This window comes from Paenibacillus sp. FSL R7-0198, assembly GCF_038000415.1.
In the GTDB taxonomy this organism is placed as follows: Bacteria; Bacillota; Bacilli; order Paenibacillales; family Paenibacillaceae; genus Paenibacillus.
Genome location: NZ_JBBOCB010000001.1, coordinates 4183453 through 4205507, shown reverse-complemented (window position 1 = coordinate 4205507; position 22055 = coordinate 4183453). Strand labels below are relative to the sequence as shown.

The 22055-nt window shown below is 46.6% G+C and carries 21 protein-coding genes and 2 riboswitches; all 21 genes read right to left on the bottom strand.

Features of this window, described 5'->3' with window-relative positions:
• Positions 1 to 74: 74 nt before the first annotated feature.
• A riboswitch (glycine riboswitch) is annotated at positions 75 to 210 on the bottom strand.
• Positions 211 to 214: 4 nt separating this feature from the next.
• Positions 215 to 339, bottom strand: a riboswitch (glycine riboswitch).
• A 355-nt stretch (positions 340 to 694) separates the two neighbouring features.
• Positions 695 to 1711 (bottom strand): phosphotransferase enzyme family protein, encoded by a 1017-nt coding sequence (locus MKY87_RS18335; protein WP_340965647.1) that lies wholly within the window; start codon positions 1709 to 1711, stop codon positions 695 to 697.
• A 199-nt stretch (positions 1712 to 1910) separates the two neighbouring features.
• Complete coding sequence (gene pstB / locus MKY87_RS18330) at positions 1911 to 2666, bottom strand: phosphate ABC transporter ATP-binding protein PstB (protein WP_036616781.1); 756 nt, start codon at positions 2664 to 2666, stop codon at positions 1911 to 1913.
• 12 nt (positions 2667 to 2678) lie between these two features.
• Positions 2679 to 3566, bottom strand: coding sequence for a phosphate ABC transporter permease PstA (gene pstA, locus MKY87_RS18325; RefSeq protein WP_026081329.1), 888 nt, complete (start codon positions 3564 to 3566; stop codon positions 2679 to 2681).
• A 2-nt stretch (positions 3567 to 3568) separates the two neighbouring features.
• The gene (gene pstC / locus MKY87_RS18320; protein WP_017690972.1) at positions 3569 to 4504 is read right to left on the bottom strand and encodes a phosphate ABC transporter permease subunit PstC; all 936 of its coding nucleotides are present in this window, start codon (positions 4502 to 4504) and stop codon (positions 3569 to 3571) included.
• 115 nt (positions 4505 to 4619) lie between these two features.
• The gene (locus tag MKY87_RS18315; protein ID WP_340965646.1) at positions 4620 to 5546 is read right to left on the bottom strand and encodes a phosphate ABC transporter substrate-binding protein PstS family protein; all 927 of its coding nucleotides are present in this window, start codon (positions 5544 to 5546) and stop codon (positions 4620 to 4622) included.
• Between the two features lie 565 nt (positions 5547 to 6111).
• Complete coding sequence (locus tag MKY87_RS18310; protein WP_047840355.1) at positions 6112 to 7404, bottom strand: arsenic transporter; 1293 nt, start codon at positions 7402 to 7404, stop codon at positions 6112 to 6114.
• A gap of 187 nt (positions 7405 to 7591) precedes the next feature.
• The gene (locus MKY87_RS18305) at positions 7592 to 9679 is read right to left on the bottom strand and encodes a methyl-accepting chemotaxis protein (protein WP_339786770.1); all 2088 of its coding nucleotides are present in this window, start codon (positions 9677 to 9679) and stop codon (positions 7592 to 7594) included.
• Positions 9680 to 9852: 173 nt separating this feature from the next.
• Positions 9853 to 10920 (bottom strand): EAL domain-containing protein, encoded by a 1068-nt coding sequence (locus tag MKY87_RS18300; RefSeq protein WP_340965645.1) that lies wholly within the window; start codon positions 10918 to 10920, stop codon positions 9853 to 9855.
• Between the two features lie 214 nt (positions 10921 to 11134).
• A complete protein-coding gene (locus tag MKY87_RS18295) occupies positions 11135 to 13384 on the bottom strand; it encodes a bifunctional 2',3'-cyclic-nucleotide 2'-phosphodiesterase/3'-nucleotidase (protein ID WP_340965643.1) in 2250 nt (749 codons plus the stop codon).
• Positions 13385 to 13861: 477 nt separating this feature from the next.
• Positions 13862 to 14278 carry a pyridoxamine 5'-phosphate oxidase family protein gene (locus MKY87_RS18290; RefSeq protein WP_036673192.1) on the bottom strand — a complete coding sequence of 139 codons (417 nt, stop codon included), beginning with the start codon at positions 14276 to 14278 and terminating at the stop codon, positions 13862 to 13864.
• Positions 14279 to 14921: 643 nt separating this feature from the next.
• Complete coding sequence (locus MKY87_RS18285; protein WP_340965641.1) at positions 14922 to 15380, bottom strand: NUDIX domain-containing protein; 459 nt, start codon at positions 15378 to 15380, stop codon at positions 14922 to 14924.
• Between the two features lie 99 nt (positions 15381 to 15479).
• Positions 15480 to 16253 (bottom strand): LamB/YcsF family protein, encoded by a 774-nt coding sequence (locus tag MKY87_RS18280; RefSeq protein ID WP_340965640.1) that lies wholly within the window; start codon positions 16251 to 16253, stop codon positions 15480 to 15482.
• A complete protein-coding gene (locus MKY87_RS18275) occupies positions 16253 to 17284 on the bottom strand; it encodes a 5-oxoprolinase subunit C family protein (protein WP_340965638.1) in 1032 nt (343 codons plus the stop codon). The genes MKY87_RS18280 and MKY87_RS18275 overlap by 1 nt, the downstream gene beginning before the upstream one ends.
• Positions 17281 to 17997, bottom strand: coding sequence for a 5-oxoprolinase subunit PxpB (gene pxpB / locus MKY87_RS18270; protein WP_340965637.1), 717 nt, complete (start codon positions 17995 to 17997; stop codon positions 17281 to 17283). Before pxpB ends, MKY87_RS18275 begins: the two co-directional genes overlap by 4 nt.
• A gap of 38 nt (positions 17998 to 18035) precedes the next feature.
• Positions 18036 to 18869, bottom strand: coding sequence for a DUF2785 domain-containing protein (locus MKY87_RS18265; protein WP_340965636.1), 834 nt, complete (start codon positions 18867 to 18869; stop codon positions 18036 to 18038).
• 3 nt (positions 18870 to 18872) lie between these two features.
• Entirely contained in the window at positions 18873 to 19463 is a 591-nt protein-coding gene (locus MKY87_RS18260; protein ID WP_340965635.1) for a histidine phosphatase family protein, read from the bottom strand.
• Positions 19460 to 20050 (bottom strand): DUF1572 family protein, encoded by a 591-nt coding sequence (locus MKY87_RS18255; protein ID WP_340965634.1) that lies wholly within the window; start codon positions 20048 to 20050, stop codon positions 19460 to 19462. The genes MKY87_RS18260 and MKY87_RS18255 overlap by 4 nt, the downstream gene beginning before the upstream one ends.
• A 68-nt stretch (positions 20051 to 20118) precedes the next feature.
• Positions 20119 to 20448, bottom strand: coding sequence for a DUF952 domain-containing protein (locus MKY87_RS18250; protein WP_340965633.1), 330 nt, complete (start codon positions 20446 to 20448; stop codon positions 20119 to 20121).
• A 51-nt stretch (positions 20449 to 20499) separates the two neighbouring features.
• On the bottom strand, positions 20500 to 21057 hold the full coding sequence (locus tag MKY87_RS18245; RefSeq protein WP_339786799.1) for a GNAT family N-acetyltransferase: 558 nt from the start codon (positions 21055 to 21057) through the stop codon (positions 20500 to 20502).
• A 28-nt stretch (positions 21058 to 21085) separates the two neighbouring features.
• Positions 21086 to 21493 carry a ribosomal maturation YjgA family protein gene (locus MKY87_RS18240; protein WP_339786803.1) on the bottom strand — a complete coding sequence of 136 codons (408 nt, stop codon included), beginning with the start codon at positions 21491 to 21493 and terminating at the stop codon, positions 21086 to 21088.
• 4 nt (positions 21494 to 21497) lie between these two features.
• The gene (locus MKY87_RS18235; protein WP_339786806.1) at positions 21498 to 22049 is read right to left on the bottom strand and encodes a GrpB family protein; all 552 of its coding nucleotides are present in this window, start codon (positions 22047 to 22049) and stop codon (positions 21498 to 21500) included.
• Between the last annotated feature and the right edge of the window lie 6 nt (positions 22050 to 22055).

The following is a 22055-nucleotide window of genomic DNA, read 5'->3' as shown; positions in this document are numbered from 1 at the left end:
AATCTAATCCATATTGTTCCTTATTTACTGAATGATGACATCAAAAAAGGACAGAAGAAGGCCTCAGGCCCTCTCTCTGTCCTCGATACCTGAGAGTTTCACGATCAGCAGTGTCTCACGACAAGGTGCATTGCCTGCGATTACAGACAAGTTCACCGGTCTGACTGATCATATACCCCTTGGGTGGCGCAGTTCGCGCACTCTCCAGAGTTGCGTCCAACGATGGTACATTTACCTGAGAGATTAACCACTGCGCCGGGTGCGCAGCAGCTTGCTCCTTCGGTGCCTGAGCACTAGCCATTTTGCTCGGCTAATCCAGATCTCTCCCGCTCGTTATCATCCGCTATATGGAACCATTCTGAGCTTATGTCAGAACAGTCATGGAAGTCATTAATTTCTTCTTCATTAAGATTAATCGACCGGAAGATCAGTGTCAACAAACTTGACGATTTCTTTGGATGTATTTCCTTCATTTTCGATTGAACCGATGAAAACCAGAATATTTTGTCAGCTTTCATTACATTAATACGTTAAAAAGATCTTTTAAACAGCTCATTTCGTTCTACTTCAATCAATGATGTGCTTACTATTATTTATGATATTGTCCATGAAACCGTTCGGGTATTCAGGCAACCATAATCTTTGATCCACACTGCTCACTAACCCATCCGAGTCTGCACATCTGGATTATAATTCACAATTCGTAGAAGATACTCTTGTTCTGTACATAAGGTCTGCAATACTTGCTGCATAGCTTCGGCATGCGATCTTTCATCCATTCGTGCCTCGACTCATTCGCCATCTGAAAGGCATAATAACCCAGTGTAAAGATCAACATGAACCCTTCCATTAATCGGATATCACGATCCGTCAGTGGCGCGATCTGTTGGGTATAACCGGATAAGAATATGTCACGTTCCTCCCGATTAAACATAAGTGCTGCCCCTCCGGCATCAAAAAGATAATAACCATAACCGTGTAGACAAAAATCAATCATGGATATCCCCTGATCCGTTATCAGCAGATTGTTGCGAGTAATATCCCCATGAATGATCCCCCATGTCCCTGCGTGCTGCGGGTATGTTTCTAACTGTTCATTAATGTTCTCAAACGTCTCACGAAGCAGATCGAAGTCTTCCGTTGTAAAAATCCCAAGTCGGACGCCTTCCTCCAGCTGCCCTAGCATGACCAAGTTCTCATGGATGTTGCCATATGCCGGCCGCACCTTTGTTCGATCTGTCTGATTCTGCTCACGCCCATATTGATGAAGCATCTGCAGTTGTGCCCCCAGATCATAGATCTGCTCTGTTGTCAGGCGTTCTCCCTGCTGGATGTCCCTTCCCTCAATCCACTCCAGTACTGTACAGCAGATTTCTTTACCCGCTTCACTTTTCCATACCGTGACCCAGTCTCCCGATACATTCCGTACCGGATGCTGCACGCGCAATGCCGTCGTTGCATTTAACTCATGAAGCAGGTTCATCTCTGCCTCCAGCGCAGGAAGCGTATGCTGAATGCCTGTCATACTTGCATATGCGGCTTGATGGATACGTAGCAGATACTTCTGCCCGCTTGCTTCATCGACGACATGATACGTCAGATTCTCATTATGACGAATATATGAAACGACAGGTTTCTCAATAGTGTAGTTCTGTATAATCTGAGCTGCCATATGGTCGTAAGACATCTGATCCGTAGTGATTATCAACATCTCCTTCGAAGTCATGTAAACGTTCTCTTCACACTAAATATCGTAGCATAATGTTTATCCCGCATACAGAAAATCCCACTAAAATTATAAATTAAAAAAGCACAACCCCCGAACAACCGTCCAGGCATTGTGCTTTCTTTTGTCTCTATTAGTTCTTTATCTCTCTGTCTATTACTCTATGTTACACTCCATGATCCAATTAACCGAAACGTCCCATAATGTATTCTTGCGTCAGACGATTGTCCGGGTTCGTGAAAATATGCTCTGTATCCCCGTGCTCAATCATGCTTCCCAGATAGAAATAAGCTGTGTAATCCGAGATGCGTGCCGCCTGCTGCATGTTATGGGTAACAATAACAATCCGCAGCTCCTTCTTGAGCTCGGTAATCAACTCTTCAACTTTACCCGTAGATACCGGGTCAAGTGCAGATGCCGGCTCATCGAGCAGCAGAATCTGTGGTTCAACAGACAAAGCGCGAGCGATACATAGGCGCTGCTGTTGTCCGCCAGAGAGAGACAGAGCTGACTCATGCAGTCTGTCTTTCACTTCGTCCCAGAGCGCAGCACGACGCAAACTTTTTTCCACAATTTCATCCAGTGCCTTCTTACTCTTCGTACCGCGGTAGCGGGGGCCAAACGCGATATTGTTGTAGATGGACTTATGAAAAGGGTTCGGCTTCTGCCACACCATGCCAATCTTCTGGCGAAGCTTGATTACATCGGTTCCAGGCTCATTCAGATCGTTACCGTCCATCCAGATATGTCCCTCTGTACGGGAACCGGCAATCTCGTCGTTCATCCGGTTCAGCGACCGGAGGAACGTGGATTTACCGCAACCAGACGGCCCAATAAGAGCCGTTACGCTTGCTTCAGGAAACGTCAGGCTAATCTGCTTGACCGCCTGGAAATGTCCATAATATATGCTTAACTGTTCCGTACCAAAAGGTATGGCCATGTTGGTTCCTCCTTATTTCGAAGCTGTCATGCGGCGGAATACAACCCGACCGATCCAGCGTGCACTTAGATTGAACGCCAGCACGAGAATGACAAGCACGGCGGATGCCCCTGCTGCCACTTCTTTGGAATCTGGTCCAATACCTTCACTATTCACTTTCCAGATATGGACAGCAAGTGTCTCTGCCGGACGGAAAGGATTAAGCGGTGACCTTGGACTCGTCGGATTCCAATCTGTAAAGTCCAATGGTGGACTACTCATACCTGCGGTGAACATCAGCGCGGCTGCTTCACCGAAGATCCGGCCCGATGCCAGGATCGTACCCGTAATCAAGCTCGGCAATGCCACAGGCAGCAGAATGGAAGTGATAATCTTCCACTTGGACAGTCCAAGCGCCAGACCTGCTTCCTTCTGTTCCTTCGGAACGGCCCGGAAGGCCTGCTCCGTTGTCCGTACCATCAGTGGCAAGTTAAAGATCGCCAGAGCCAAGGCACCCGAGATCAGGGAGAAACCAAGACCAAATTGATTTACTAGCAGCAAGAGACCAAACAAACCGATAACGATGGATGGGAATGATGACAATACTTCAACGACCAGACGAATGAAGCTGGTAATCTTGCCTGGTTTGGCGTATTCCGCCATGTAAATCCCGCCACCCCATCCGAGTGGAATGGTAACAATCAAGGTCAGGACAAGCAAGAATACGGAGTTGAAGAGCTGTGGACCAATCCCGCCGCCACCCTTAAGCAACTGTGGTGCGCTTGTCAGGAAGTTCCAACTGATATGTCCAATACCTCTATACATGATGAAGCCAAGCAGACCGAGCAATAAAATAACAATGAACAGGGCCAGTACAACGATAACGGATGTTGCAATTTTATCTACCGTCTTTGCCTTCATTTTCATACCCGGTTTCTCCTTTCAAGCAGGCGAACCAGAATGACGAAGACAAATGTCATCACCAACAGGACAAGCGCCATACTCCACAGTGCATTGTTATGAACAGAACCCATCGTGGTGTTACCCATGCTGAGAGTAATTACACTTGTTAATGTTGAAGCTGATTCGAGCAAGGATGTTGGAACATGCGGTGCATTACCAATAACCATCTGTACAGCAAGAGCTTCACCAAACGCACGAGCCATACCCAAAACGACACCTGTCAACAAAGCTGGCAAAGTCGTTGGAATAATGACACGGTAGATGGTTTGCCAGCGAGTGGCACCCAGTGCATAGGAGGATTCACGTAATCCTTTTGGCAATGCGGACAATGCATCTGCCATAATACTTGTCACCGTAGGGAGAATCATTACCGCGAGAACAAGACATCCGGCTGCAATCCCGACGCCTGTTCCACCAAAGATACTGCGAAGCAAGGGTACGATGACACTCAGTCCGATAAATCCGTACACAACGGATGGAATTCCGGACAAGAGCTCAATCGCAGGCTGCAAGATTTTTTTCCCTTTACCCGGGACAATCTCTGTCATGAAGAGCGCTGCACACAGGCCAAGCGGACTTGCGATCAATGCTGCAAGCAAGGTTGTAATGAAAGAACCTGTAATGAACGGCAATGCCCCATAGAAAGCAGGTTCCCCCGTTGGATTCCACGTTTTCCCACCAAGGAATTCACTTATGCTTATTCCATTTTGGAAAAATGTTGATAGTCCCTTGGACGCTACAAAATAAACAATGGAAAACATGACAACGATCAGGAAAACGACACAAATCGACGTATAGATCCGTCCCGTCCACTCTTCCCAATAATGTTTCTCTTTTAAGGGCCGGCGCGGTTTCAACTTGTTATTCATTACCGTTCCCCCTTCGGTCTGTTCCATAACAACCATCCTTCTATAGTAGAATTAATGCAAAATATGGGATTATTTTAGAGCAAACCGCGTAAAGAGGCGGGACCTAAGTCCGCCTCTTTCGCTGTATGCGCAAGTTCAAAGATTATTGAACCACATTACCTGCTGCATCGCGTTTTACTTTCATACCTGACATTGGAATGTATCCCAGTTCTGTCACGTCATTTTGTTGAATTTCGTCACTCAAGATGTAGTCCAGGAATGCTTGTGTTGCTGCATCTGGCGTACCTTTCGTGTACATGTGCTCGTAAGCCCATACTGGATAAGTTCCTGCTTCTACGTTCTCAACTGTTGCTTCTACACCTTCGTATTTCAACACTTGCAAGCTGTCATCCAAGTAAGACAAGGCGAGGTAACCAATAGCACCTGGCGTTTCAGATACCAATTTTTTTACGTTACCAGAAGAATCTTCTTGAATCGAACCTTGGATATCACCCATTTTTGCACCCAATGCATACTTCTCAAAAGTTGCACGAGTACCGGAACTGCTCGGACGGTTTACAATAACGATTGCTTTATCCGCGCCGCCAACGTCTTTCCAGTTCGTTACTTTACCGGAGAAGATGTCGACCAGTTGTTGCTTCGTCAAATCTTTTACACCTGCATCTTTGTTACTAACTGGCGCCATAGCTACTACTGCTACTTGATGGTCAACCAATTCTTTTACTTTGGCTTCGTCCTCCAGTTTCTCTTCTGCAAATACATCAGAGTTACCGATTGTAGCTTGTCCGTCAGATACTTGTGTCAAACCAGTACCACTACCGCCACCTTGAACTTGAACCGTTACGTTCTTATATTCATCAACTGCCATAAATTTCTGTCCAGCTTGTTCTACCAGAGGTAGCAATGCTGTCGATCCGACTGCCAGAATGTTACCGCTAAGCTCAGTAGCAGCTTCTCCTGATCCATTGCTTGCGGCACCCTCTGTACCAGCGTCATTTTTCGATCCGCATGCTGCGAGTACCAGTACGAACGTTAAGGTCATCAAAATAAACGGCAACTTTTTAAACATGTTTTGTTTTCCTCCCCCAATGTAGTGATGGCGTTTTGTGAATTTGTTTGTTCACCATCAACTCTTTACTCATTGTAGTTTCGGTATGTCATCTTAAAATCAGTGTTTTGTAAACGCAATGTTAAAAATATCGGCTGTATATTGAAACATTTGGGATTTATTTGGCGCTGAGGTGGCCGCTTCGGGAGTGGACGTTGCTTCAATCGCTGTTATCCCCGGATTTATATGATTTACTTTTTATATGGAATACATCCGGGGATAAAGGCGAACGCTTCGCTTTTCCACAATCGTTCCGCTCCCTGCGCTGTGTCAGCGCTTGTTGGATCTCAGGCATTTCAATCTCCTGCCTGGGGAGTAGGCAAAGAAGGCCAGCCCTACAATGGGCTGGCCTTATGTAAATGCTTAACTGCTTAATTGAAATAGAGCATTCATTTCTTCTATAGAAGAAACAAAAGAGGAACAAAAAAAAACTGCCTCGCTGCCAGTGCGTAGCACCAGCTGTGAGAGCAGCTTTTACATTACAACAGAATTACCTTATTGATACTTAATGTAAAATCTAATTTTACTAACCTAGGATCCATAACCACAATGCCAACCCGGCTAGGGTAATTAACAATGTTGGAATCGTCAGGATGATGCCTGCTTTGAAATAATACCCCCATGTGATCTTCACACCTTTACGGGATAACACGTGCAGCCACAGCAATGTGGCAAGTGATCCAATCGGGGTCATTTTGGGACCCAGGTCAGAACCAATGACATTGGCATAGATCAATGCTTCCTGAATAATACCTTCGGTATGCGCGCCCTGGATGGCTAGAAGGTTAATCAACACGGTTGGCAGGTTGTTCATCACCGATGATAATACAGCAGCGATGATGCCCATCCCAAGCGAAGCAGCCAGCAGACCATGCTCTGCTATGGCATCCAGCCAGCGGCTCAGATGATCCGTTAACCCTGCATTACGTAGTCCATATACGACGATATACATGCCCACCGAGAACACCACAATCGACCATGGCGCTTCCTTGATTACCCGTTTCAGATCAACAGCCTCGCTCTTGCGTGCCAATAAAGCGAACAGCAACGCAACGGAGCCAACGATAACCGACACGGGAATCGGCAGAAACTCACTGGATGCATAGGCAACCAATAACAGCCCAAGCATGAACCAGGCGATTCGGAACATCCGTGGATCACGTATCGCTTCCTTCGGGTCACGTGCAGCGGAGATGTCGTAGCGAAGGGGTATGCTTTTGCGATAAAACAAAAACAACATCCCCGTACTCGCTACAATTGAGAACAGATTGGGCACAACCATGCGTACCGCATACTCCACAAATGTAATGCCAAAGAAATCGGCCGATACAATGTTAACCAGATTGCTGACGACCAGCGGCAACGATGTAGTATCGGCGATAAATCCACTCGCCATCACAAAAGCCAGCACCATGCGCTCATCAAACTTCAATGCACGCACCATCGCGAGCACAATTGGCGTCAGAATGAGCGCCGCACCGTCATTCGCGAACAAGGCAGACACCGCGGCTCCCAGCAGAATGGAGTAGAAGAACAGTCTGCGACCGTCTCCTCCAGCCAGCCTTGCCATATGAAGGGCAGCCCATTCGAAGAAACCCGTCTCGTCGAGAATGAGAGAAATCATAATAATGCCGACAAAGGCCAGCGTTGCATTCCATACAATAGATGCCACATCCGAGGCATCGTTTAAGCTGACAACTCCACATAGCAGGGCAAGCAATGCCCCGCCCGAGGCAGTCCAACCGATACCCAACCCACGAGGTTGCCAGATTACCAAGGTGATTGTCACTACAAAAATCAGTATTGCTACGTATACCATAGAGCCTCCTGCTGTACCCTGTATCCATATATTATTTCGTTAATTCAATCTTGTTTTGTAAGATTACACCGCTATATGCGCAGAATAACCAGACGATATATTTATACAGGGCTGCAGGAGCAATGTCTATCTTTATTTTCTTCTATTATAAAATGTATGGTAAATTGTGGTGGTAAAATACTAGGATTTATTCTTTGCCCTTATCCTTCGGTGTATCCTCTACCATCTTGAACATGCCAAGCAGTCCTTGTAATTGTTCTGCCATGCTATTCAGATGTGCCGACGATGATGCAATCTCTTCTACCGATGCCAGTTGTTCTTGCGAAGATGCAGACACGGATTCTGTATTCGCAGCCGATTCCTGGGTCACATTCGAAATATCACTCATCGCCTTGGCAACGTGGGATGCACCACTCTCCAGTTGCTTCGTTGTTGCGGATAAGTCATCCAATGTATGAACCGCATCTTCCACCGCCTCCCGAATCTGAGCAAAGGATTGTCCTGATGTATTCACGGCCTGAATTCCTTCTCCTACCCGAGTCTGAGCCGCATTCATAGCGATTAGAGCGGCATCCATGTCCTGACGGATATTATGAACCACCTCACCGATCTGCGCTGCCGAACTTCCGGATTCTTCTGCCAGTTTGCGTACCTCACCGGCTACAACTGCAAACCCACGACCCGCATCCCCCGCTCTTGCCGCTTCAATAGAAGCATTTAATGCGAGCAAGTTCGTTTGTTTGGAGATGGATGCAATGACATCAACCATACTACCAATCTCAACGGAACGAGCATTCAGAGATTGAACCACAGTCCCCAGCTGCTCCACCGTTTCCTGGATACTGTTCATCTGCACCACAGCCTGTCCTGCTGCCTCATTACCAGAAGTAGCTGCTCCGGACGTATTCCGCATATTCGCCGTAATCGATTGCACACGCTCTGACATCATCCGGACATCTTCTGCCATTCGGCTCATCTGTCCCGATCCGTCTTTCACGCTGTTTACCTGCTGCTCTGCACCTTCAGCCAGTTCCTGAATGGCCTGTGTTGAATGTTCAATCGCTTTGGTGGTTTGTTCTGCACTGGCAGACAACTCTTGAGAAGAAGCAGATACCTGCTCTGTCGTTTCCTGTACGCCCAGAATCATCATTCGAAGGTTATCGACCATACGTTCAAAATACTTCGCAAGTTCTCCGACTTCATCTTTACGCCCTGTTTCCATTTTCACGGTCAAGTCACCTTTACTCACGGCTCTGGCAGATTCCTGCAGTCGTTTAATTGGACGCAGCATGGAGCGTGTAAACCAGATAATAAAGATGAGTGTAAGGAAAGTAGCCGCCAGAATAACAATAAATGTGGCCATGCGAATATCCTTACTCGCATTGGTTATTTCACTCTTGAACATCGTGCCGGCAATTTTCCAGCCCGTTGCTTCATTTGTTGAGAAAATCATCATTTTCGGCTGATTGTTATACACGTAATCGAATTGGCCTTCTTGACTCTGATACATCTCATCAAGGGTGCCGCTAGTTTCCTGTGTACCTGCATCTGCTATAGGGGAAACGACATAGTTTTTGTTTGCATCCATAATAATGACGTAACCTTCTTTGCCCACCTTAATGGATGCCTGTTCTCGCAGGTCTGTCAGATCCAGAGACAAACCGATAACACCGGATTGATCCTTTAATGTTTTGGAAATAAATACAACTGCAACACCATCGGTATTAACAGACACAGCTGATACAACAGCTGTACCTGGCTTTTCCATCGCTAGTTTGTACCACTCCCGCTCCCTAGGATCATAAGCATCTCCCCGCGTACTGCTCGCTGTTGGTTTACCTCGAACCATGACTCCGTCTGTTGTTCCCACAAAAATATTCATGGCATCGGGATGCAAGCCCAGGTATTGCTCCAGCTTCACCTGAAGCTCCGGACTATCGTTCTCCCCTTTGATCAGGCTCGGATCAAGGGCATCCGCGAAATAGTTAATGTCATGAATCTTGTAATTCACTTGGCTTTCTACAATGGTATTGGCAGTGCTCACACTTTGCATGGCACTATCTACTAATTGTCCTTGTACGCCATCTTCAGCCATCGTTAGTGTGATCAAGCCGACTGCCAAGCTTGGCAGGAGTAGAACGGCCAGGAAGGAGACTAACAGTTTGTTCCTTATATTCCAGACGAAACCTTTCTTTTTCTTCTTTTTATTTTGATTATGTTTTGGTTTGGCAGGTTTCGCTGCTTTCATTGGTTTATTATCCTGAGTTTCACTCATGTCTTTCTCCCCCTCAAAATGTAAAAATGCCCTCTTTCTTTGTATGTATGGATCAATCTAAAAGGCTTATCTTATATATCGGCTAAATGAGGGTTTTTATTTGAGAGAAAAATGTGCAGGCACGCCAAACAAGCCACCTCTGATCAGAAGCGACTTGTACAAGGTACAGGTTACTAATTATTCCATGAATTAGATGAAGTATTGGAGTACGGGCCGCCTGGCGGTTGTGCCGAAGGTTTACCAAAATAGTAGCCCTGGGCAAGCTCAATACCTATGGAACGACAGAATTCAAACTCTTCCATCCGTTCGATCCCCTCGGCAAGGACTTGCCCTCCAAATCGACTCGACATCTCAACAATATGAAGAATTTGCTGTTGTTTGGTCGAATCCTGATCACAACGGTCAATAAGACTTCGATCTATTTTGACAAAATCCGGTTCTAACCGATTCATCAACTCTATTGTCGAATATCCGGCACCCACATCATCCAGTGCAACCGACATTCCACGGGAACGATATACCTCAAATATTTGCTGCAAGATGGGCATATGCTGAATCTGCTCTGTTTCCACGACTTCAAACACAAAATCTTTAGGGTCCAGCGAAAGGCGTTCAATCGCTTCAAACGTATGTGTCAGACAATATTCGGGATTATATATGGAGGAAGGCAGGAAATTTACGAAGCGTTTGACACCATGCGGCAGAAAAAGGGCACTGGTCTCAATAGCAGTAATACGCGCCAATCGATCCAGAAAAGAATGTAGTCCGGTCTCACGCGCAACTTCAAATAATTCATAGGAACTGAAGGATTTTCCATTCTCAGCAGGACGAAGCAAAAACTCATATCCGATAATCTGCTCCGATGCATCAACGATGGGTTGCATATGACTGCTGAATTGATGCTCCAGAATAATGGAAACAAGCTCCGCATGTTTGAAACGGGACTCCTGCATGGTTAGACTAATCCAACTTTCTTCATTAGCCTGTTCGTAAATAGGCATAATCTGAACAGTTAGGGTATCACGTAATGTCGGATCAATTTCGCCGATCTCTTCTATTAAGTTCTGAACTGTCTCAAGATTCGAAAAATGTATCCACATCATGTCATCCGACGTCTCGATAAGTCTTCCCGGCGTTTGTAGCGTTTGTAGCGCTTCCAGCAAAGCGGGGGAAATGGGACGCAAGTACAAGGTACCTTGGCCCTCTATAGGATAGATTGGACTGCAGCCACTGCAATTCATGTAGGACCCCCCTTGCCAATTTAGATTCCATGTCCATTAATGTTCACTTGTATATACCCAAAGTTTGTAAATATTATATCATGGGTCTTAAAATTAATCTCTACTGTTTTGATGACTTCCTGTATGACGGTTCTTGGAACAAATATATTCAAATTTGCAGAAAAAAAGACCGACAGTCTGATGACTGTCAGTCTCCTCCTCAGCTTATTAAACTTTAAGAAGCGGGAATCACGATTTTCTGTCCAACTTTCAGGTTATGCACATTTGAGATCTTGTTGGCTGTCGCAAGTTTGCGCCAGTCCACACCATATTTCAAACCGATGCGGTACAGGTTATCCCCTTTTTTCACTACATATACAACCTTGTTGTTGGTTGCCGGTTTCTCAGGTTGTGGCTTAGGCGTCGGTGTTGGCGTTGGTTTAGGCGTTGGAGCTGGCTCCGCACCTGTTTCAGGTGTTGTCGTTGCTTCACCTGTCAGTTTCAAGCCATACTCTGCAAAACCTTCATTGTTTGTACCGATGAATGACATCGCCGGGTTCGCTTCAACCAGATCTTTCGCATCCGGGGAAGAAGCAAACACAACTTCAAGATCGTTCAGCGCTGCTGCAGTTACACCAGCAGATGGTTTGATTGGTGCCAGGGACCAGTTGCCGTCCGCTGCCGGATTAATCGTTTTATTTTCACGAATGTAGTCGATGATCACTTGACGGTTCTCATCCGGTGCAGCCAGAACGATCCGTTTGCCGTCCGGGTTAGCAAGTTTGGATGAAGAAGCACGGTAGTTATTTGTCGCTACAATGAATTTTTGTGCTGGGTCAACCGGTTTGCCGTTAAAGCTCAGATCCTTGATCCGGCTTGCAGATGCATTAACAATCGTAGCTTTGCTATCGTATTTGGCTGGTTGGGTCACATCAATCTGATACGTTACACCATCGATAACATCGAAGTTGTACGTCGGGAAGTCATTGTTGATCAGTTGTTGTTGTCCACCTTTAGCCGGGTCGATCTGGTTGAACTGGCCTGCAGACCATTCCAGCCATTCTTTCAGTTCTGCGCCGTTAACCATTACAGCATGTACCGTATTTGGATATACGTACAGGTCAGCAACGTTTTTGATCGCAATGGTGCCTTTAGGAATATTCGTGTAATACGAAGCGCCTGAACGTCCACCGGCTTTGAATGGTGCACCTGCGGACAATACAGGGATTTTCTCGTATTCCGTACCTTGCATATGTTTTTCGACATACCATTTCTGTGCATTCGTTACGATCTGAATGGATGGATCATCCTGAACCAGAGCGAAGAAGCTGTTGATAGGTGCAGTCGTTTCGCCCACCGGACCACGAACATACTCCAATGTACCTTCATGCTCTTCATGAACCGCATCAATGATGTCCTGATCAGCCTCTACTAATGGTTTTTTGTTGGCTGTGTCATAGATTGGGCGTGCTTCCGTTTTGGAATCGACCACTTTCCATTTGCCATCCACTTGTTCTAGATCCAGATCAATAATCCCCAGATGATCACCCCAGAATCCTGGCTCTACAGCAGGAACGCCGTTAATGGTGCCCTTTTCCAGGTCTACCCCTTTTTTGCCGGCAAAATCAGCACTTGGGAACACTTTGTGGGCATGTCCAAATAGAATGGCATTAATGCCTTCAACTTGGCTCAGATACAGTACGGAGTTCTCCATCAGATCCGTTTGAGGAATTTCCTCAAATCCGGAGTGAGGAATAGCTACAATAATGTCGGCACCTTCAGCCTTCATTTTTGGAATGAATTTTTTCGCGGTAGCAATAATATCCTTGGCGATTACTTTGCCTTCAAGGTTAGCGCTGTCCCACTGCATGATTTGTGGCGGTACAAATCCGATCACACCTACTTTGATCGTATGTTCTTTGCCAGTCTCATCCGTTACCTTTTTATCCAAAATCTCATACGGTGTGAAGTAATTCTTGTCATTTGTCTCATCATCATCACCATCGTCTACATAGACATTGGCATTAATGTAAGGGAAGTTTGCTCCCTCCAGCGTCATGTCCAAGAAATCCAGACCATAGTTGAATTCATGGTTACCGATGTTACCTGCATCATAATCGAGCAGATTCATCGCTTTATATACAGGGTGAGTCTCACCCTTTTTCAGTGGATCAATTTTCGCAGAGTAGTCTCCCAGCGGATTCCCCTGAATCAGATCTCCATTATCAAACAGCAGGCTGTTCTTCGCCTCTTCACGGGCTTTCTTAATCAGTGTAGCTGTTTTGGCAAGTCCATACTGGTCTGTCTCTTTGTCGGAATAGTAGTCATAGTTAACCAGATTTGTATGAATGTCTGTGGTTTCCATGATCCGCAGTTTAACTTTGGCAGCATCCGCAGCCGATACAGGTACCGGAAACACCGCAAGCACGTTTAATGCAACCAAAGCGGCAGTCAGGCTTGATAATACTTTTTTACTCGTTTTCAAAATAACCCCTCCCGGTTATGTACATTGAATCATGCATTAATGGGCAAACGAAGAGCGCAGAAAAAAGATAGATTTCATGGGTTGTGCGTACTGACGCTCTGATGACATGCATCGGAATTTCAGGTAAGTTTATCTCACATGAACATCTATTTATGTCTGTGCTTGTCGTTTACATTCCAAATCATAACGCAATGTTCAGCCATTGAAAAGCATTATTTTTTACATTACCCGCACATACCTAGGCGAGTTTACATTATCATGCGTGATTTCGACAATTTTTTCAACATTTTAGTAGGTATATAGTGCTTATTATCTTTAAAATACGTATATTACATGTTTCTTACATGTATATCCAATTCAGAGTTATTCATCCATACCAAAAACCGTGAAACCATATTGGCTTTCACGGTTGGATTAAACTCTGCGCGTATTTTCGCATAAGGACGCTACTTTGCAGAGGTTATTTTCACATTCGGATTATTGTTCCCACACATGATGCTCATGATCTTTCCCTGTGTATTCAATACGAGTCGGGGTGATGTCCAGAATGACATAGTTCGGATCATTAGGTCCATCGAACCACGCTTTCAGTTCATCGTTCCACACTTGCTCACGCAAACCTTCGTTCTTTGTCACTTCACAGGTTCCTTCAATCTCAACTACTTCCTTGGAACCACCAGCCTCGTAACCAAGTAGCAGGCTAACATTCGGATTATTCTCCAGTTCCTCTACTTTGTGTGTACGGCGGTTCGTGGCCAGATGAATGTTCAGTCCATCGTTGAAAAGCGCCATATAGCGGGATTTCGGTTTACCATTCTCCACAGTTGAGAAGCTGCAAAAAGGGTTGTTTTCCAATGCTTTTACAATGTTTTGTTCCAATTCATTCTGGTTCATGGGAAGTGCTCCTTTCGGTTTTGGAGGTATATTGGAAGGACTCTTGTAGGCGGCCGTTTCGGGTACGAATCGTTCTTTGGATCGCTGTTATCTCTCAATGATCCTGATCTCTTCCTCATATGCATTGGATTAAAACCGATTCACACTGGCACTACGATGACAGAACAACCTTCCAATCGCTGTTATCCCCAGATTTTTTGATTCCCTTTTTCTAAAGGGAAAATCCGGTGATAAAGGCGAGCGCTTCGCTTTTTCAGGTTTCTTCTGTGCTCTCCGTTATCGTGTGAATGCTTAATTCCAAAGGATATATGATTGAAAATCCAAGATACATGCGAACACTTCGCTTCCTCAGAATCGATTCCGTACCCTCCACTACGTCTACCGTTCTCCCAATTAAGGTTGATTAATAAAAGTACAAAGAGAAGTGTAATTGTTACTATCTCTTTTTGTTTAATGACAGTTCATTAATCGCTTATAACTAGAGACAGCCTAATGCAACTCTGTAATAAGCCTGTACTTATAGTGTACCCACCTCACCTATGGTGAATCCCTTAAACCTGTACGCAAACGTGACAAAATCGGCAAAGCTGATTATTAAAATGTTTACATAAAGGGATTATCCCGTATTGTTCCTAGGATCTTTTTAATTCAGATCTCCAAGATAGATTGATGAAGAATCCGATTTAAGAAGCAATTCGCCAATTGTTTTTGGATATAAACGAATCTGGGACAGCTCTTCAAGTGCAATCCATTCCACAGCGACTTGGTGGTCGTCTGGATTGGAGCCTTCAAAAACGGTTGCCTCCGGATCTATCAGGCTGCACGCAAAATAAAATTCAACCTGGTGGATGTCTGCATCCCACTCGGCGAATTCATGATTTTTTCCGATATACTCTCGAATATGTAACAGCTCTCCCACGTTCACGGCCTGACCAATCTCCTCCAGACATTCACGTACGACCGCATCCTTGAGTTCTTCCCCTTTCTCCTGTCCTCCACCCGGGAATACATAAGCCGTACCATATTGGTCTTCCAGCCGGATGACCAGCAATCGTCCATCCTGCACAATGACAGCCTTCGCGGAGTTGCGTATGGGTTTCATTCTGTTGATCCACTCCTTGTCATTCTAAAATTTCAAAGTTCAATCCGAACAACCTGATACTACAACCTAATACTACTATTGTTCTGCTGAAAAGGCGTATCATCCTGTTGTATGCGCGGATAACTTAGTACCTTCAGATTCCAGCACACGACGAATCTCTTGAGCAAATGTGAGAGCGTTTGCTCCGTCACCGTGGATACAGACCGTCTCTGCCTTAATGGGAACCAACGTACCATCCGTGGATACAACTACGCCGTCTTTTACCATCTGGAGCACTTGAGCAATCGCTTGTCCCGACTCTTCAATGACAGCTCCTGCTTGGCTACGAGGGGTTAGCTTACCATCCGCCCCATAGGTTCGATCCGCAAACACTTCGCTCACACTACGCAGACCGATGCGATCCGCGGCGTGAATCAACTCACTGCCCGCCAGACCATACAAATACAGATCAGGCTGTACTTGATAAATCGCCTCCACGATGGCTTCAGCAAGCTTTGTATCTTCTGCAGCCATATTGTATAAGGCACCGTGCGGTTTCACGTGATGCATTCGCCCCCCACTTGCCCGGACAAAGGCATCCAGCGCACCAATCTGATACACCACCATGTCATATGCTTCCCGTGGCGTAATGTCCATACGTCTTCTGCCAAACCCCTGCAGATCCGGCAACCCAGGGTGGGCTCCAATGGCCACCTGATGCTCCAATGCCCTCTCTACCGTCAGCCGCATCGTAGCCGGGTCCCCTGCATGATACCCGCAGGCAATATTGGCTGATGTAATTAAGGGTAGAATGGCTTCGTCCGATAAAGTGCGATATATACCATAACTTTCGCCCAGATCACAATTGATATCCAAGGTTTTCGAGGTATTCATTAAGTGCCCCCCATTCCTGCCATTCTTCTGCGTATCAACTTATCCATGAGCTGCATATTGATTTCCTGTTGCATATACAACTGTCCAGCTTGATCAGGCATAATCTTTTTAAAATAAATTTGGGTTCCTGGCCTAGCCTGAGCCAGGATAGGTATATCCACCCGAGCTACCTGTGCAATGACAGGATAACCTCCAATCGTCTGATGGTCCGCCATCAGGATGATGGGCTGACCATCCGGTGGCACCTGCACCGTGCCATAGGTAACCGCTTCAGACAGCCGATCCAGCGGCTGATCCAGCTCCAGTCTGGAGCCCTGCAAGCGATAGCCCATCCGATCGGATTGCGGAGAGATCACGTATTTTTCGGCATAGAATTGTCCCAAGCTTGCCTCACTGAACAGCGAACTATCCTTGCTCTCCATCACACGAATAACAGATCTCCCATAATAGTCAGGTCTCTCACGTTCAGATAAAAACCACGCAGGGGCCAAAAATCGTTGATCCCGATCACTCTCCTCTACCTGCTGCTCAAGACGCTTCATCCAACCTTGTGCTTCACCAGAAGGTTCACCTGTAGATAACAGATCTGCCACACGCAGGGCTCTTCCTTCCAAACCCCCAAGACCTGTCTTGAGATCTGTACTTCGACTGCCCATGACTTCAGGCACAGCTATTCCACCCGCAATCGCCAGATAACTGCGCAAGCCATGACGACATGAGCCAAACTTCAGTACACTTCCAGCACGCACCAGCACAGGGCGCCACAAAGGTACGGGCAGATGATCCACCGTTGCCGTCAGATCGGCCCCACATAATGAGATGAGCTGGCTCTCCTGAAATCGAAGCTCCGGCCCCGTCATCGTCAACTCCAGCGCTGCCGCATGTCGGGAGTTGCCCACAAGCATATTGGCTGCTCTGGCTGCAAAGGTGTCCATGACCCCGCCAGGATGAATACCATACCGGCGATAACCGGTTCTGCCTTCATCCTGAACGGTAGATAACAGACCAGGGCGAATCACTTCAATACTCATCGTTCGCCCTCCTTCCGCTTCAACGCCAGATAGTCCTGCATCGTAATCTGTTCGAATCGAACCCGATCACCTGCTGCCAGCAAACTCGGTACGTTCTCATCCGGCCGAAACAACCGGAGTGGCGTTCGTCCAATACATTGCCATCCCCCGGGTGTATCCACCGGATAGATTCCCGTCTGTTTGCCACCGATACCTACTGTGCCCGCCTCAACCCGAAGCCTTGGCGTTGCCCGTCTGGGCGTAGCAATCTGTTCAGACAACCCGCCGAGATACGGAAAACCCGGTGCAAATCCAATCATATGTACGAGATAATCCCCGGATGTATGAATCGCAATAACGTCTTCTGGGGTCAGTCCATGTTCACTGGCAACATAGCCCAGATCAGGGCCCCACTCGCCACCGTAACATACGGGAATCGTGACCGTTCTGGGTTTGTCTTGAAGGGATTCCTTCATTTGATTCAACTGCTGAAGCAGGATTCGGCATAACTCGGGGTACGGGGAGATGAACGGATCATAAAATACTGTAACGGATGTATATGAAGGCACCCATTCGATCATGGCTGGCAAAGTGCTTTTTTCCAGCAAAGCACATACAGACATCACTCTGCGCTGCACAGCGTCAGACAATTGATCTCCACACTGGATGATAACCGCTGTCTCACCCAGCAGAGATAAAATCTCCTCCGTCCATGCATACGTCTGTTTGGTCATGCGCCATCTCCCCCTTTTTCCAAACGTTTAGCGTATCGTTATTTATCTCTCTCCAATGCCTGCAATACCAGTGAACAAACCGCCGGAAACGGCTCATCTTCTTCTGTACGTATCGCAAGATACAGTGTCTGCAAAAACAGACGCACATTCAGGTTCCTATGACTGGTTTCCAGAAGTGATCTGTTCACCGCCTGGTCTCCTTGATGAAGGAAATCGATCCACGTCGTAATATCCTTTGGCTCCAACAGATTGCGACGCAGAATGGTAATCACAGCATGCGCTATTCGCTGATCTTCATCATGGATGTAAACCACACTTGATTCCGTTATTTTTACAGCGAGTGCGTGCAGAAGTTCCAGCAGATCCGTTCGCTCCAGATATGGCGATTGTGCCAAGTCTTCAACCGCATCCGCCGCGTGTGCAGAGGCATGCGCCCAGCCTTTATTATCGGCGTAGCCGCGAACATCTTTTTCACGTTCCAGATATGTAGTTAACCGATGATGAATCCCTGCGATATCCTCATTGTCCAGGAAAGGTCGCTGACGATCCACATTCAGAATTGGAGGCAGTAACAATACGGAGAACGTCCGCGTAAACACACTATCCGTTCCCTGCTCTCCGATCCCATAGAACAGGTGCTGATCGTCCAGCGCCAACTGCAACATATGCCTTAGCTGATCTTCCGAAAATACACCCTGTCCAATCCATGTTGCAAACGTAACATAGATCAATTCATCCCGCAGGACAGGGTCAGTACTACCAATATGCTTCATCATATGCAGTGCCAATTCGTAAGGCTGTTCCTCGTGATCAATGGCATGATTAGACGACTGAATATGCTGTAATTTTTGTTTTAATATCAGAGCATCCATCTATTAGGACTCCCTAGACAAATCCAAATGTACGCTGCAATTGTACAGTTCGCATTGCCACGTATCATCTTTCTTGGCGATCCGGGTAATGGATGTGTTGGACAGCTTCACGCTAATATCCAGTTCAGGCACCAGACCTCGCAGTGTATTCCGCAGGACGGCCCCATGACTGACAACGATCACTTTTCCATTCGGGTGCTGCTGTACAATATCCTCAAGCACCGCACTACCTCGAACAGTTCCTGCATCTGCAAGCTCACGTCCCAGATCCAGAGTACTCCAGTCCGCTCCCCACTTGGCTAACCGTTCCTCTTCCGTCGTTCCTTCGACCTGTCCTCCGCCCATCTCGCGAAGTCTAGGGTCCAGATGAATCTCCTGAATGCCCAAGCGATCACCAATGATGCGAGCCGTCTCACTTGCGCGCTCCAAGTCACTTGCATAGATGGCATCCCAGGATTCTTCGGCGAGTCTAGCGGCAAGTAAAACTGCCTGTTCCCTGCCCTCCTGATCCAGCGGATTATCCGTCTGGCCCTGTGAACGTTTTTCCTTATTCCACGCTGTGCTTCCATGGCGAATCAATGCAATTTGAGTCATTGTTGTTCCTCACCTTTTTCTATATGAAGTTCATCTTCTGTAAAATGTTTGCGTGCCTTCGGCTTGGCAAATTTGCCGCCATTATATTGATCTGAACCGTTTCTCGGAATCGAGAGACTGTCCCAAGCTGTTTCTTTAAGCATTTTCGCGGCAAATACAATCTGCCCGACATGATACGGATAATGCGCCAATTGCCGAATAATAGCCTCCATGACGGTATGCCCTTCATTGCGAATGTATATGATATGAGACAATTGTTCCGGGGTAAACGAACGAATAGCTTCGAGTAGGCATGTCCAGCCTTCCTCCCATTTAGCGAGCAACTCTTCCCGGGAAGAAATATCATTCACGAACTCGGCGTCCCGTTCACGCCACGGTTTCTCACCATCTGTTGTCAGTACATCCGTCCAACGGGACAGCATATTGCCCCACAGATGTTTTACGATTACCGCAATGCTGTTCGCGTCTTCATTCCAGGATTGAAACAATTGCTCGGACTCCAGTTGTGCCATGGCTTTTTCCCCGAGCTGCTTGTAATACAAGGATTGTTTCTCGGCTGTCTCCAGAAAAACCTGATTCATATCCATCCGTTAACCACCCTTCGGAAAAGTATGTTGTCCCCTGATCATGTTCAAACAGAAGCGTCACATGTTACTTATTCAGGAAATGAGAATGTGCCGTCTGCATTCGGTTCAAATGGAATGACCTTACGCACTGCTTCCAGATTGAGTTCTCCATAGATATGTGGAAATAGTTCATTCAATTCGTAGAGATCCTCATACACCAGCTCTGGCTTTAACGCCTTCTCATCAATACTGAGTAATAACAGATCCGTGTGGCCTGCATAATATTGCCCGGCTACCCATGGAATCTGTTCCTTGGTGGAACAATGAATGAATCCGTCCGTCTCCAGGCTATCTGGTGCATACTCAGTCCCTTTCGACACTTGCTCCCACAACGAACGGGAAATAATACTATAAATCATGGTTCCGCCTCCTTCAATTTCTGCGATGTACCCTATGTGGCATTGGAAGTATTATAGATCATCCCGGATACGGGAGTACAATTTTTGATCTGTAAATACACCTTTGATCTTCAACTGTTTGCGTATCAAACCTTCGTACGACATGCCCAGCTTCTCCATTACGCGTGCAGAGCCTATGTTGCCTGCATTACATTTTCCCTCCAGCCGATTGCAGTCCAGTTCCCGAAAGCAATAATCCACGATAGGTTGCATCGCTTCTACTGCAAGACCCTTACCCCAGTGACTGCTGGCTATTGCGTACCCCAATTCAGCACTCTGCATGGGTTCGTTGAGATGAAAGATGCCACCTCTCCCGATCAAGGTCCCTGTTTCCTTCAGGACAAAAGCCCAGATATGTACCGTTTTTCGTTCATAATTATCCAGTACCCGCTGAATATATTGAATCGAATCCTCCACCGTCTCATGGCAGTTCCACAAGCTTTGCTGACTCACTCGCGGATCAGAGGCAAACGCATAATATTCATCAAGATCATCCATCGTAAGCCGCCTCAGTTTTAACCGCTGTGTTTCGAATTCGGGTAATTCGGCAAAAAGTTTTTCTACATTCATTCAGCACACCTCCATGATTCACTTGATTTCATGATCCAGCCATCTTATTTCTCAGGAAATAACGATCTATCATAACCATGCACAGAATACCAACCGAATATCGAATCAGATCGATCACCAGAAAACCATGTCCCAAAATAAGCGCACCCCATACGGTTGAACGTATCTCAATCAGCCAAGGCGTCTGAATCAACTGTGAGAACTCAATCATCCAACTGAATGCACAACTCAAACACATCGCCCATACCAAGCTGCGATGAGGCCACACCATGCGTACTCCGAAATAAATCATGCCCGCCCAACATGCATCCCCGAAATGTTCATGCACCCAACCTGGCAATCGTTCACCATAGTGTCTGGATGCGAGCCCTGCCGTCATGGTCATCATGACTGCGAAGAAATAGATCAGCCTGTCTCTGATAAGTACGCTTTTCAATCAATCACACGCCTTCATCAAGCACTTGTAAAATAAATTGCGTTTTGGCAGCGGTATACGATTCCCTATCTTCCTTGTTCTCATCAGCAAGCTTCGTCTTCAGGATGGCGTAAGCTTCCACGAGATCTGGGCGTTTTCTCAGCACATCCCGAAACCGAATTTGACGATCCCAGCGTTCTTCTCCCGGGCGCATTAGATGAAGGTGTACCGCTCTCTTGCCATCCTTGACCCTGACCCAGAATCGCCTGTATTCCCGTCCATCCAGTTCAGGCGGAACGTAATTCCAGCCCACCGGATTCAGCTGATCCGCAATCAAATCCATGTCGTCCCATGACTGTACCTCTGCCATTAGATCAATAATGGGTTTGGCGGGTAACCCTGGAATGGACGTGCTTCCAATATGTTCGAATTGATGGATATTAAACTGCTGTAACAGGTGTTTAAGTTGCCGGATTTCATCCTGAGCCTGCGCATCCCAATTGGGGTTGGCCGGAGCAATCTCTACCGACTCTGTCGCCCAGGCAGGCCAGTTTTCCGGTTGCATTGGATCTTTCATTCAGGC

Coding starts and splice junctions, on each gene's coding strand:
- MKY87_RS18335 (WP_340965647.1), bottom strand. CDS start 1,711: ATGTTGATAATCACTACGGATCAGATGTCTTACGACCATATGGCAGCT.
- pstB (WP_036616781.1), bottom strand. CDS start 2,666: ATGGCCATACCTTTTGGTACGGAACAGTTAAGCATATATTATGGACAT.
- pstA (WP_026081329.1), bottom strand. CDS start 3,566: ATGAAGGCAAAGACGGTAGATAAAATTGCAACATCCGTTATCGTTGTA.
- pstC (WP_017690972.1), bottom strand. CDS start 4,504: ATGGAACAGACCGAAGGGGGAACGGTAATGAATAACAAGTTGAAACCG.
- MKY87_RS18315 (WP_340965646.1), bottom strand. CDS start 5,546: ATGTTTAAAAAGTTGCCGTTTATTTTGATGACCTTAACGTTCGTACTG.
- MKY87_RS18310 (WP_047840355.1), bottom strand. CDS start 7,404: ATGGTATACGTAGCAATACTGATTTTTGTAGTGACAATCACCTTGGTA.
- MKY87_RS18305 (WP_339786770.1), bottom strand. CDS start 9,679: ATGAGTGAAACTCAGGATAATAAACCAATGAAAGCAGCGAAACCTGCC.
- MKY87_RS18300 (WP_340965645.1), bottom strand. CDS start 10,920: ATGAATTGCAGTGGCTGCAGTCCAATCTATCCTATAGAGGGCCAAGGT.
- MKY87_RS18290 (WP_036673192.1), bottom strand. CDS start 14,278: ATGAACCAGAATGAATTGGAACAAAACATTGTAAAAGCATTGGAAAAC.
- MKY87_RS18285 (WP_340965641.1), bottom strand. CDS start 15,380: ATGAAACCCATACGCAACTCCGCGAAGGCTGTCATTGTGCAGGATGGA.
- MKY87_RS18280 (WP_340965640.1), bottom strand. CDS start 16,253: ATGAATACCTCGAAAACCTTGGATATCAATTGTGATCTGGGCGAAAGT.
- MKY87_RS18275 (WP_340965638.1), bottom strand. CDS start 17,284: ATGAGTATTGAAGTGATTCGCCCTGGTCTGTTATCTACCGTTCAGGAT.
- pxpB (WP_340965637.1), bottom strand. CDS start 17,997: ATGACCAAACAGACGTATGCATGGACGGAGGAGATTTTATCTCTGCTG.
- MKY87_RS18265 (WP_340965636.1), bottom strand. CDS start 18,869: ATGGATGCTCTGATATTAAAACAAAAATTACAGCATATTCAGTCGTCT.
- MKY87_RS18260 (WP_340965635.1), bottom strand. CDS start 19,463: ATGACTCAAATTGCATTGATTCGCCATGGAAGCACAGCGTGGAATAAG.
- MKY87_RS18255 (WP_340965634.1), bottom strand. CDS start 20,050: ATGGATATGAATCAGGTTTTTCTGGAGACAGCCGAGAAACAATCCTTG.
- MKY87_RS18250 (WP_340965633.1), bottom strand. CDS start 20,448: ATGATTTATAGTATTATTTCCCGTTCGTTGTGGGAGCAAGTGTCGAAA.
- MKY87_RS18245 (WP_339786799.1), bottom strand. CDS start 21,057: ATGAATGTAGAAAAACTTTTTGCCGAATTACCCGAATTCGAAACACAG.
- MKY87_RS18235 (WP_339786806.1), bottom strand. CDS start 22,049: ATGAAAGATCCAATGCAACCGGAAAACTGGCCTGCCTGGGCGACAGAG.